At 68.7% G+C, this 12,165-nt stretch carries 10 protein-coding genes; 1 reads left to right on the top strand and 9 read right to left on the bottom strand.

Annotation, left to right across the window (positions count from 1 at the left end):
- Positions 1-4 precede the first annotated feature (4 nt).
- From AQJ27_RS29625 to AQJ27_RS29600, 6 genes are all read right to left on the bottom strand, one after another.
- Entirely contained in the window at positions 5-1,597 is a 1,593-nt protein-coding gene (locus tag AQJ27_RS29625; protein WP_067375269.1) for a solute symporter family protein, read from the bottom strand.
- On the bottom strand, positions 1,594-2,082 hold the full coding sequence (locus AQJ27_RS29620; protein WP_067375267.1) for a DUF485 domain-containing protein: 489 nt from the start codon (positions 2,080-2,082) through the stop codon (positions 1,594-1,596). The genes AQJ27_RS29625 and AQJ27_RS29620 overlap by 4 nt, the downstream gene beginning before the upstream one ends.
- Positions 2,083-2,187: 105 nt before the next feature.
- Positions 2,188-2,871 (bottom strand): response regulator transcription factor, encoded by a 684-nt coding sequence (locus AQJ27_RS29615; RefSeq protein ID WP_067375266.1) that lies wholly within the window; start codon positions 2,869-2,871, stop codon positions 2,188-2,190.
- Positions 2,868-4,019: a sensor histidine kinase gene (locus AQJ27_RS29610; protein ID WP_067375264.1), complete on the bottom strand. Its 1,152-nt coding sequence runs from the start codon at positions 4,017-4,019 to the stop codon at positions 2,868-2,870. Before AQJ27_RS29610 ends, AQJ27_RS29615 begins: the two co-directional genes overlap by 4 nt.
- Entirely contained in the window at positions 4,016-4,540 is a 525-nt protein-coding gene (locus AQJ27_RS29605; protein ID WP_067375262.1) for a DUF1453 family protein, read from the bottom strand. Before AQJ27_RS29605 ends, AQJ27_RS29610 begins: the two co-directional genes overlap by 4 nt.
- A gap of 559 nt (positions 4,541-5,099) precedes the next feature.
- On the bottom strand, positions 5,100-7,223 hold the full coding sequence (locus AQJ27_RS29600; RefSeq protein WP_067375260.1) for a DNA gyrase/topoisomerase IV subunit B: 2,124 nt from the start codon (positions 7,221-7,223) through the stop codon (positions 5,100-5,102).
- A 440-nt stretch (positions 7,224-7,663) separates the two neighbouring features.
- Between AQJ27_RS29600 and AQJ27_RS29595 the strand changes: the two genes are divergently transcribed.
- Positions 7,664-7,894 carry a DUF7455 domain-containing protein gene (locus tag AQJ27_RS29595; protein WP_054229894.1) on the top strand — a complete coding sequence of 77 codons (231 nt, stop codon included), beginning with the start codon at positions 7,664-7,666 and terminating at the stop codon, positions 7,892-7,894.
- A 353-nt stretch (positions 7,895-8,247) separates the two neighbouring features.
- Here AQJ27_RS29595 and AQJ27_RS29590 read toward each other — a convergent pair whose 3' ends face one another.
- The 3 genes from AQJ27_RS29590 to AQJ27_RS29580 all read right to left on the bottom strand — a co-directional run bounded on the left by AQJ27_RS29590 (position 8,248) and on the right by AQJ27_RS29580 (position 12,076).
- Positions 8,248-9,066: a serine protease gene (locus tag AQJ27_RS29590; RefSeq protein WP_067375258.1), complete on the bottom strand. Its 819-nt coding sequence runs from the start codon at positions 9,064-9,066 to the stop codon at positions 8,248-8,250.
- Between the two features lie 133 nt (positions 9,067-9,199).
- A complete protein-coding gene (locus tag AQJ27_RS29585) occupies positions 9,200-10,735 on the bottom strand; it encodes an RNA polymerase sigma factor (RefSeq protein ID WP_067375540.1) in 1,536 nt (511 codons plus the stop codon).
- Between the two features lie 453 nt (positions 10,736-11,188).
- Positions 11,189-12,076, bottom strand: a complete 888-nt coding sequence (locus AQJ27_RS29580; RefSeq protein WP_159064415.1) for a FadR/GntR family transcriptional regulator — start codon at positions 12,074-12,076, stop codon at positions 11,189-11,191.
- Positions 12,077-12,165: the final 89 nt, after the last annotated feature.

Below are 12,165 nucleotides of genomic sequence, written 5' to 3'. Positions count from 1 at the left end.
CGCCTCAGACCGCGCCGGCACCCGTCAGCGACCGCACCTCGGTCTCGGCATGCTTGGCCTCGTCCGGCGGCTCCGCGGACGTCACCGTGCCCAGCCAGCCCGCCAGGAAGCCGAGCGGAATCGACACCAGGCCCGGGTTCTGCAACGGGAAGTACTGGAAGTCCACGCTCGGGAAGAGCGAATCGGGACTCCCCGACACCACCGGCGACAGCAGGACGAGCAGCAGAGCGGGCACCAGGCCGCCGTATACGGCCCACACGGCGCCGCGGGTCGTGAAACTCCGCCAGAACAGCGAGTACAACAGCACCGGCAGGTTCGCGGACGCGGCGACCGCGAAGGCAAGGCCCACCAGGAAGGCCACGTTCAGGTCGCGGGCCAGCAGCCCGAGCGCGATCGCGACCACCCCGATACCCACCGCCGCCGTACGCGCCACGGCGACCTCGCTACGGGGCTTCGCATGCCGGCGGCGCATCGAGGCATAGAGGTCGTGGGCCACGGATGCCGAGGACGCCAAAGTGATCCCGGCGACGACCGCGAGGATCGTAGCGAAGGCAATGGCCGCGACGACGGCAAAAAGAACCGTTCCTCCGGCAGAGTTCGCGCCGCCGCCCAGATCAAGCGCGAGCAGCGGAACCGCCGTGTTGCCCGCCGCGTTCGCTCCCCGCACCGTCTCCGGGCCGACGATCGCCGCCGCGCCGAAGCCCAGCACGATCGTCATCAGGTAGAAGCCCCCTATGAGCCCGATCGACCAGACCACCGAGCGCCGCGCGGCCCGTGCCGTGGGCACGGTGTAGAAGCGCGACAGGATGTGCGGCAGCCCAGCCGTTCCGAGCACCAGCGCGAGCCCCAGGCTGATGAAGTCGAAGCGCGCCGTCCAGTCCCCGCCGTACTTCAACCCGGGTGCGAGAAACGCGTCACCATGGCCGCTGCGCTCCGCCGCCGAACGCAGCAACTCGTTCACGTCCCCGTGGAACCGCACCAGGACGAGCACGGTCAAGACGATGGAACCGCTCAGCAACAGGACCGCCTTGACGATCTGGATCCACGTGGTGGCCCGCATCCCTCCCAGCGACACATAGATCACCATGAGCGCGCCGACGCCGATCACCGTCCAGTTCCGCGCCGCCTCGCTCGAACCTCCCAGCAGCAGCGCGACCAGGCTGCCCGCGCCCACCATCTGCGCCACCAGATACAGAACGGACACGGTCACCGAGGAGGTTCCCGCCGCGATCCGCACCGGCCGTTCGTTCATCCGGGCCGCGACGACGTCGGCGAGCGTGAACCGCCCGCAGTTGCGCACCAGTTCGGCGACCAGGAACAGGACGACCAGCCAAGCGACGAGAAACCCGACGACGTACAGCAGCCCGTCGTAGCCGTAGAGCGCGATGAGCCCCGTGACCCCCAGGAACGACGCCGCCGACATGTAGTCGCCCGAAATGGCAAAACCATTCTCCATCGGCGAGAACAACCGCCCGCCGACATAGAACTCCTCGGCCGACCCGTGCCGGTTTCGACTCACCCACGTCGTGATCCCCAGCGTCACCGCCACGAACGCGCTGAACAGCAGCAACGCCAGTGTCTGATGGTTGCCGGTCACCGCTCACCACCTCTGACGCTCCGGGTCAGCTCCTGGGTGTCCCAGCGCAGATCCAGCGCCGCCCGGTCCCTGCGCAGCCGCGCATGCCGCGCGTACGCCCACGTGAACAGAAACGTGCTGAGGAACTGCCCGAGCCCCGCCACCATCGCCACGTTCACCGCGCCGGCGACGGGCCGGGCCATGAACCCGGGCGCCGTCGTCGCGGTCACCACATAGCCCACGTACCAGGTGAAGAACACTGCGACGCCCGGCACCACGAACCTCCGGTACCGGCTGCGCACCTCCTGGAAGGCCGCGCTGCGCTGCACCTCCAGATAGACGTCGGCCGTCCCGCCCGCGCGACCTTCGTGCTCCGGGCGCGCGGACGGCACGGCGGGAGCGGGCGCGCCCGTGCCGTCCAACTCACCCCAGCCTGAGGCGAGCGCGTCGTACCAGGGGTCATCGAACCGGACCTCTCCGGTATCGCGACCGTCGTGCTTCTCCACCGAACTCTCCTTGTCCGCGACCCTTTTTCTGCCGCGTGCCCAAGGATGGACAGATCGGGAAGATCCCGGACTCTTCTCTCCGCGCTCTTCACCCCATCAGGTGACTCATCTCGTCGGTGGCCGTACGAGACCTTTCCCAAAGGCGTAGCGCACCGCCTGAGCACGATCCTTGAGGCCCGTCTTGGCGAAGAGGTTGTTGATGTGGGTCTTCACGGTGGCGGGGGAGACATGCAGCCTGCGGGCGATCTCCTGATTGGTGAGGCCCTCGGCGATCAGCAGCAACACCTCGGTCTCCCGTGTGGTGAGCCCATCGGGCGGCTCCACGGGCGCATCGACCGAGGGCGCCGGCTCCGACAGCCGCTCCAGCAGTCGCCGTTGGATGCTCGGCGAGAGTCCCGCGTCCCCGGACAGCACGCTTTCCACCGCGCGCACGATCTCGTCGCCGCCCGCGTCCTTCGTGAGATAGCCACGGGCTCCCGCTCTGAGCGCGGGAAACAGCGACTCGTCGTCCGCGTACGTGGTGAGCACGACGACCTGTGTCCCCGGATACTCAGCGCGAATGCGCCGGGTCGCCTCGACGCCGTCGCAGCGCGGCATGCGCAGGTCCATCAGCACGACGTCCGGGGCGAGCTCGGCCACGAGCGCCACGGCCTCGTGACCGTCCCCGGCCGCACCCACGACCTCGATCCCCGGCAGCAGGCCCAGCAGCATCACAATGCCTTCGCGCACCACGGTCTGGTCGTCCGCCACCACGACCCGAGCCGGCTTCCTGGTCTCCTCCTCCGTCATACGGGCACCCTCAGCGTCACCACGAACCCCTCCTCGTCCGGCCCGGCCTCCAACGAGCCGCCCAGCAGCTCAGCACGCTCCCGCATGCCCAGCAGACCGTACCCGGCCCCCGCACCGCTGAGTTCGCCCGGCGGCCCTCCCGAGTCCCGTACACCGAGCGTCACTTCGTGCTCGCCGTACTCGAGCCGCATGTGGACCTTGGCGCCCGGCGCATGCTTGCGGACGTTCGTCAGGGCTTCCTGCGCCACCCTGCGCACCGCCTGCGAGGCCTCGGCGGGCAGCGGCTGCCGTTCACCCGCGACGGTGATGTCGGCGCCGTCCGCCGTGGCGACCAGCTCGCTCAGGAAGTCCTCCACCGGGGACATCTCCCCCCGCAGGGCGGAGAGCGCCTGCCGGGTCTCGGCGAGCCCCTCACGGGCCATCCCACGTGCCGCCACGACCCGCTCGAGGATCTGCTCCCGGTCGCCGCCCCGCTCGATCAGCAGCCGGGCCGCCTCCAGATGCACCATCTGCGCCGAGAGACTGTGTGCCAGGACGTCGTGGATCTCCCGCGCGATCCTGGCCCGCTCCGCGAGCGCCGCGGACTCCGCCTCGGCCACACGAGCCGCCCGCTCCTGAGCGAGCAAGCGCTGGGCACTGCCGCGGGCCTCCGCGTCGAGGCGCAGCACGTACCCGGCCAGGGCGAGCCCCCCGGCGGTGGCCGCCGTGGTCAGCCAGACGTCGTTGTTGACCGCCGCGAACGCGCTCAGTGCCACGGAGGTGGCAGGCAGTGCCGCCACTAGCGGCAGCCTCTCGATGGCGCTGATGGCGCACCCGCACCACAGGACGATGGCCGGCACCCGGAAGCCTGTGCCCACTCCCACCGTCGCGATCGCGAGCAGCAGGGCGAGCAGCGCCAGAGACGGCAGCAGACGGTGCTGGAGCGTGGTCCGCCAGAAGGCCCACGCCGCCAGCCCGCAGACGAGGACCCCCAAAGCGCCCGCCGCGATCTTCCAGGCGCCAAGATGGCCGCTCGTGAAGGTCGTCCACAGGAGCAGGCCGAGGGCGAAGAGGCGCGCGGCCCAGGCGAGCGCGCGCCTGGACTTGACCATTCCGGCTCGGGACAGCGCCTCGCGGGAGGGCCAGCGCTTCAAGGCGTTCTCCGTCACACGCGCTCCTTCCACGAGCCCTGGGGCACGTCGTCACCGTACGCCGTCGCCTGCGCGACGACCGGGTGCAGAGACTGAGACCGCCAGGCCAGGATCCCGGAGCGGACCAGCAGAGTGGCCGCGAGGGCGAGCAGCAGGGCGGAGCTGTCCTGATGGACGCCCAGCAGGGTGCCGATGCCGAACAGCCCCAGCCGCAGGGCTATGCCCACGCCCCAGACGGCCCCGCTGGCCTTGGTGCTCTTGCTCCACACGGAGCCGTCCGGCTCCGCCCATATCCGTGTCGTCCACCCCCACGCGGCTCCGATGGCCAGCCCGATGAACAGCTCCGCCCCCAGCAGCAGAATCGCCTCGGTCCGATGGTGGTTGTCGATCAGGCCCGGCTCCCGCAGAGCGATCACGGCCAGGACGACGGGCACGATCCACCAGCGCCTGTCCGTGCTGATCCTGCGTGTACGGAACTGGCGCGCGATGACCACCACAACAACGGCGAGGATCACCAAGGCATTGACGAGCCCGGACATCACGACCTCCGTGGACGGGGAAGAGCGGGTTCCGACAGCGAGCGCTGTCGACGCCTTCGACGCTACGGAAATCGGCAGCTCAGCAGATCGGAGCCGGGGTGGATCGCGGGTGGATCCACACCCACCCCATCCCTCCACCCACGGGTGGAGCCCCCACGGCCCGCACCCACCACCCGCGCTTCTCGCCCCCGCCGCCCCTACCCGACCCACCCCAGGGGGCCGCGCCCCCCAGACCCCCTGTCGACCTGAACGGCCTCGTCCTCATACGCCGGACAAGCATGAAAATGCGGACCGACGTCCCCAGCCACGCGAGGAACAGCACACACGGCCCCCACCACCCACCCACCCGCAGCCGGCCCTCCTACGCAAGGGGCCGTGGCGGTGCGTCGCAAGCCTGTCGCTTACGCCCGGATCGAGCAGCGGCTCCCATGCCCGGCCCACGTCTGATCCGGCGGCGACGGGCTCGACGCACCACCACAGCCCCGACCACCACCGGCACCAGGCGGCGCCCAGCGCCCGGCACCTGGCACCCGGCACCGACGCCCCGCAAGCGCAGCGCCTACGCGTCGATACGCGACCGATCCAGCGTCGCCGCAGAGCTGGAGATGAACTCCTTACGGGGAGCGACATCGTTCCCCATCAGCAGGTCAAACACCTGCTCGGACGCCTCCAGGTCGGAAATGTTGATCCGCCGCAGCGTCCGGTGACGCGGGTCCATCGTCGTCTCCGCCAGCTGATCGGCGTCCATCTCGCCAAGACCCTTGTAACGCTGGATCGAGTCCTTGTAGCGCACGTTCTTGCGCTGCAGCTCCAGCAGCGTCTCGCGCAGCTCACGGTCCGAGTACGTGTAGATGTACTTGTCCTGGCCCTTCTTGGGCTGGCTCAGCTCGATGCGGTGCAGCGGCGGCACCGCCGCGAACACCCGCCCCGCCTCGACCATCGGCCGCATGTACCGCTGGAACAGCGTCAGCAGCAGAATCCGGATGTGCGCACCGTCGACGTCGGCGTCGACGAGCAGGATGATCTTCCCGTACCGCGCCGCGTCGATGTCGAACGTCCGCCCGGACCCGGCCCCTATGACCTGGATGATCGCGCCGCACTCGGCGTTCTTGAGCATGTCCGTGACGGACGCCTTCTGGACGTTGAGGATCTTGCCGCGAATCGGCAGCAGCGCCTGGAACTCGGAGTTCCTGGCCAGCTTGGCGGTGCCGAGCGCGGAGTCTCCCTCGACGATGAACAGCTCGCTGCGCTCGACGTCGTCGCTGCGGCAGTCCGCGAGCTTGGCGGGCAGCGAGGAGGACTCGAGGGCCGTCTTCCGGCGCTGCGCGTCCTTGTGCTGGCGGGCCGCGATCCGCGTACGCGCGGCAGCCACGGCCTTCTCCATCACGACCCGGGCCTGCGCGGCCGCGTCCCGCTTCGTGGTGGTCAGGAAGGCCTTGAGCTCGTTGGAGACCACGTTCGTCACGATCCGGCGGGCCGCCGAGGTACCGAGGACCTCCTTGGTCTGCCCCTCGAACTGCGGCTCCGCGAGGCGCACGGTGACGACGGCGGTCAGGCCCTCCAGTGCGTCGTCCTTGACGATGTCGTCCTCGGCGACCCGCAGCAGCTTCTTGGCCCGCAGCACTTCGTTCATCGTCTTGGCGACGGCCTGCTCGAAGCCGGCGACGTGGGTGCCGCCCTTGGGCGTGGCGATGATGTTCACGAACGACTTGAGGTTCGTGTCGTAGCCGGTGCCCCAGCGAAGGGCCACATCGACGCCGAGCTCACGGGTGACCTCGGTGGGCGTCATCTGCCCGTGGTCGTCAAGGACCGGGACCGTCTCCTTGAAGGTGCCCTGCCCGGAGAAGCGGAGGACGTCACAGACGGGCTTGTCGGTGGCCAGGTACTCGCAGAACTCGCTGATGCCGCCGTCGAAGCGGAAGGACTCCTCGCCCTTGCTGCCGCCCTCGCCAAGCCCGTATTCGTCGCGGACGACGATGGTCAGGCCGGGCACCAGGAACGCGGTCTGGCGGGCACGCTGGTGCAGGTTCTCCAGGGAGAGCTTGGCGTCCTTGAGGAAGATCTGGCGGTCGGCCCAGTAGCGCACGCGCGTGCCGGTGCGGGTCTTGGGGATCCGCTTCAGCTTGCGCAGCCCGCTGGTCGCGTCGAAGGCGGCTTCGGGACCGTCCGCCTTGAACACTCCCGGGGTGCCGCGACGGAAGCTCACCGCATGGGTGTGGCCACTACGGTCCACCTCGACGTCCAGACGGGCGGAGAGCGCGTTCACCACGGAGGCGCCCACGCCGTGCAGACCGCCGGAGGCCGCGTACGAGCCACCTCCGAACTTGCCGCCCGCGTGCAGCTTGGTCATCACGACCTCGACGCCCGACATGCCGGTCTTGGGCTCCACGTCGACCGGGATGCCGCGGCCGTTGTCCCGCACCTCCACCGAGGCGTCGTCGTGCAGGATCACCTCGATGTGGTCACAGTAGCCCCCGAGGGCCTCGTCGACGGAGTTGTCGATGATCTCCCACAGGCAGTGCATCAGACCGCGGCTGTCGGTCGAGCCGATGTACATGCCGGGGCGCTTGCGTACGGCCTCGAGCCCCTCGAGGACGAGCAGGTGCCGCGCGGTGTAGTTGGAACCGTCCCGGTCTGCTCCGGTCAGCAACGCTGTGGACGGCACGGACGTGTCGGCGGTCACGCGGTTCGCTCCTCGCTGAATTTCAGATGGGACCCTTTTGGGTAAGGGGTCGGCTTCGGTCTCCGCTGAGAGGGTACCGAGGCCTGGTAGAGCCGTTGTAACGCCACCCTCGCATGAACTCAGACTAGTCCAGGCTCGTATGAGTGTTCGATCCCTCGATGGAGTGAAGTACATATCACGTTCCCTTCGAGGCATGAACCATTTAGGCTCCGGGCACGTCCTCATGAACAACCGGCAAGCCAGCCGGGGAGGACTGACCCTGACAGACAGCGCGAACCCGTAAGACACAAAGACACGTACTACGGCTCATTCGCCGCCACCCGGCAGCAGACAGCCGCCCCGGAAGAATTTTTCGAGGAAAAGCCACGAGCGGGAACGTTTTCGGCCTGGTTGGATGTTGACCCTGGTACGACAGCTCGTCGAGCTAGAGAAGAGGCGACGTGACTACTGTTCTGACCCCCGCGAGCCCGCTGACGGCCGCTGACCGCTGCGACCGTTGCGGCGCCCAGGCATATCTGCGCGTCGTCCTCCTCAGCGGCGGTGAACTGCTCTTCTGCGCCCACCACGGGCGCAAGTTTGAGCCGGAACTCAAGAAGATCGCCGCTGAGATACAGGACGAGACGGAGCGACTGACGTCGGTCCCGGCAACGTCCAACGACGAAGAGCACTGACACTTCGCGTCAACGACGACGAGCCAGCTCTGGCAATAGGCCGGTGTACGGGCGGTCACCCCTGCTACTTGGGGTGGCCGCCCGTATGCGTACCGCTTCCCGGCGGTGCAGTGCACCACCGTCCGGAGCGTCACGGCCCCGTGGAGACGTGACGCGCACCGGACTCACGCACTTCAACGCGTCACCGGTTCGCACCCGTGTCGCGCACCTTCACACGCCACCTGGTTCACTTCCCCCGGCACCCCGAGTTCCGAGATCCGCGATCCGCGATCCGCTGCGTTACGTACCGCAGCGTTCCGTACCGCAGCGTTCCGTACACCGCTGCGTTCCGTATCGCTGCCGCCCGTACGGCCTCAGCGGCTCGTGCCGAGCGCCTTGACGGCGTCCGAGACCCGCGTGTAGACCCCGGGGCTTCCCGCCTGCCCACAGCCGCTGCCCCACGACACAAGGCCGATCAGCCGTCCCTGGGCCACAAGCGGGCCACCGCTGTCCCCCTGACAGGCATCGTGCCCACCCGCGACCTCACCGGCGCACACCATGGAAGTGGCTTGATAGGTTCCGTCTTCACTCCCCGGGTACGCCCGCTCACAGACGGAGTCGGACAGTACTTTCACGCTCGCGGACCGCAGACTGAGCGCGTAATTGCCGGTGCCTGTCGTATCGCCCCAGCCGTAGACCGCGGCGGCCGTGCCGGGTGCGTACGCGGGATCCCCCGAGGAGGCCATACGGATGACCGAGCTCTGGGGCAGCGGGGAGGCGAGGGTGATCACGGCGAAGTCCCCGGCGTTCGTGACGGCGTCGTACTGCGGATTGACCCAGGTGTCGCGCACCGGGATCTCCTTGCCCTTGCCGGACAGCAGGTCGGTACGGTCCGCGATGATCTTCAAGTCGTGCATCTGCTCCGATGGCGCCCCCAGCACGAGCGGGCTCACGCAGTGGGCCGCGGTCAGCACGAGCGTCGGGCCGATCACCACGCCGCCGCAGAACTGCCCGGCCCGCGTACCCCCGAACCGGTCACGGCTGGACAGTGCCACCGTCCACGGACTCTGAGCGATGTCGACCGGATGGCCCCCGATGATGACGTCGTCGGTCGCGGCCGGGGCGGGGGCCGCCAGCGGTATGAGGGCCGCGGCGGCCGCAAGGGCCAGTACTGGGGCGAAAGGACGGCGCATGCGCGTTCCTCACTCTGGGATGGTCATGGAAAACCCAGAGTGATCCAGCGGACGGCGGCGCGCACTCCATGCATGCGCCGAGGGCCCGGCTCCCCATCGGGAGTCGGGCCCTCGGCGACAGTACGGTCGAGACCTAGTCGAGGTAGTCGCGCAGCACCTGCGAACGCGACGGGTGGCGCAGCTTCGACATCGTCTTGGACTCGATCTGACGGATCCGCTCACGCGTGACGCCGTACACCTTGCCGATCTCGTCGAGGGTCTTCGGCTGACCGTCGGTGAGACCGAAACGCATGGAGACGACGCCCGCCTCGCGCTCGGACAGGGTGTCGAGGACAGAGTGCAGCTGCTCCTGGAGGAGCGTGAAGCTGACCGCGTCGGCCGGGACGACGGCCTCGGAGTCCTCGATGAGGTCACCGAACTCGCTGTCGCCGTCCTCGCCCAGCGGCGTGTGCAGCGAGATGGGCTCGCGGCCGTACTTCTGGACCTCGATGACCTTCTCAGGGGTCATGTCGAGTTCCTTCGCCAGCTCCTCCGGGGTGGGCTCGCGGCCCAGGTCCTGGAGCATCTGGCGCTGCACGCGCGCGAGCTTGTTGATGACCTCGACCATGTGCACCGGGATACGGATGGTGCGGGCCTGGTCGGCCATCGCGCGGGTGATCGCCTGACGGATCCACCAGGTGGCGTACGTGGAGAACTTGTAGCCCTTGGTGTAGTCGAACTTCTCGACCGCGCGGATCAGACCGAGGTTGCCCTCCTGGATGAGGTCCAGGAAGAGCATGCCGCGGCCGGTGTAGCGCTTGGCCAGGGAGACCACCAGACGGAGGTTGGCCTCCAGGAGGTGGTTCTTGGCCCGGCGGCCGTCCTCGGCGATGATCTCCAGCTCGCGCTTGAGCTTCGGGGCGAGCTTGTCGGCGTTGGCCAGCTTGTCCTCGGCGAACAGACCGGCCTCGATGCGCTTGGCGAGCTCGACCTCCTGCTCGGCGTTGAGCAGGGGGACCTTGCCGATCTGCTTGAGGTAGTCCTTGACCGGGTCGGCGGTGGCGCCGGCCGCGGCGACCTGCTGCGCGGGCGCGTCGTCCTCGTCCTCGTCGGACAGGACGAAGCCCTGGGCGCCGTCCTCGGCGGGCTCCTCGGCACCGGGCTTGCCCGGGGTCTCCTCGACCGCCTCGTCGTCGATCAGCTCGACGTCGTCCTTCTTGGCGGTGGTCTTCTTTGCGACGGCCTTCTTGGCGACCGTCTTCTTCGCGACGGCCTTCTTGGCGACCGTCTTCTTGGCGGCGACATTCTTGGCGGACGCGTCCTCAGCCGGATCACCGGCCATGGGCGCCGCCGGGGCGGTGGTGGCGGTGGCCTTCTTCGTGGTCACCGTCTTCGCCGCGACCGTCTTGGTGGCGGTGCGCTTGGCCGGACTCTTCGCTGCGACGCTCTTTCGGGTGCGCTTGGGCTCCGCGGCACTGACCATCAGCGTCACACCCTCTTCCTCGAGGATCTGGTTGAGGCTGCGCAGTACGTTCTTCCACTGAGTGGCCGGAATCTGGTCAGCTTCGAAGGCCCGACGCACGTCATCGCCGGCGATCTGCCCCTCAGCCTTTCCCCGCTCAATGAGCGCCATGACAGAGACGGACTCGGCGATCTCCGGCGGGAGCGTACGGGATGTGCTGGCCGACACGAACAACCTCTCGGAACGTTGGAAAACGGCTTCCGGCCCCGTCCACTGCGGACAGGAGCCGACGACCGCCGACTTGGGGATGGGTCGACGGCGCGGGCGGGAGCCGGGAAGATGCACAGCGCCGTAAACGGCGTCCGTATTCCCTCCTCGGCTGTCACCTCTTAGGTCATCGCGCAGTTCCGAAGAGCGTTACGCCCAATCTGCGTGGCCCGAGTCACACCCCGTAAGTGCGCAAAAGCGGCCAGATGCGGTCAGAGGAGGTCAGCCGATGGACTCATCACCTCAAACCGATGGGTTCATCACCTCAACCGATGGCTTGATCACCTTCATCACATCGCCGGATCCCGCCGGATCCCGGAAGGATCCGACGGGGTCCGGCGGGGGATGCTCCGCCGACCAAGCGATGCCACGAGAGGGCACACGCCCCCCGACCACGCCGCCCTCGGGGCGCGATCAGTGCTCGCGCGGCGCGGGCACCACGCGCTCCACCTCGGGGTGAACGGCGAGCAACTGCCGCATGGCCGCCTCGGCCGCCGCGCCGTCGGCCTCGGCCAAGGCGTCGACGATCCGGCCGTGGTGCGTCAAGGAGGTCTCGTTCGGTCGGTCACAGCCGGTGACGGGGCCGCCGGAGACCTGGAGCGCGGCCGAGACGATCCCGGAAAGGTGCTCCAGCATGCGATTGCCCGATACCTGGATGAGCAGCGAATGGAACTCCGCGTCGGCCCGCGAGAAGGTGAGCGAGTCACCCTGCGCCATGGCGTGGCCCATGATCTCGACCATGTCTCCGAGACGCTGCTGGACCTCCTCACGGCCGTGCCCGGCGGCCAGACGCGCGGCGAGCGGCTCGATCGTCCAGCGCAGCTCGCTCAGCTCGCGCCGCTGGTCGTCGCGCTGCGGCCCGAAGGCCCGCCATTCGATGATGTCCGGGTCGAGAAGGTTCCAGTCACTGACGGGGCGCACGCGCGTGCCGACGTTGGGGCGGGCGCTGACCAGCCCCTTCGCCTCCAGGACGCGGAGCGACTCACGGACGACGGTACGGGAGACCTCGAACCGCTGTCCGATCTCCTCGGGGACGAGCGGGCGGTCCGCGCCCAGGTCACCGGAGACGATCATCTGACCCAGCTGCTGGACGAGTTGGCCGTGCAGTCCGCGTCCGCGGCTGCCTGCGGCGCGCCGGCCGACGCGGCCCAGTTCCGGGTCCGCGCCCTCCCACGCGGAGGCGCCGACGCGTTCGGCACCGGGGCCCTCGGCGTAGGGGTATCGGTCGAGTCCGCCCGGGCCGGCCAGGCCGGAGTCTGAGGAGCGGGCGGCGGTCATCATGGTGTGCGCAAGGGTACTCACGGATCATTTGTCGGCGCTGTCTCCAACTCCCTTGAGGTCTTTGGTGAAAAGCACACGAAAGGGTGATCGCTCACCGCGTCGCAATTGAC

Source organism: Streptomyces olivochromogenes, from assembly GCF_001514115.1.
In the GTDB taxonomy this organism is placed as follows: domain Bacteria; phylum Actinomycetota; class Actinomycetes; order Streptomycetales; family Streptomycetaceae; genus Streptomyces; species Streptomyces olivochromogenes.
The sequence above is the reverse complement of the archived record's forward strand: the minus strand, read 5'-3'. Positions and strand labels throughout refer to the sequence as shown.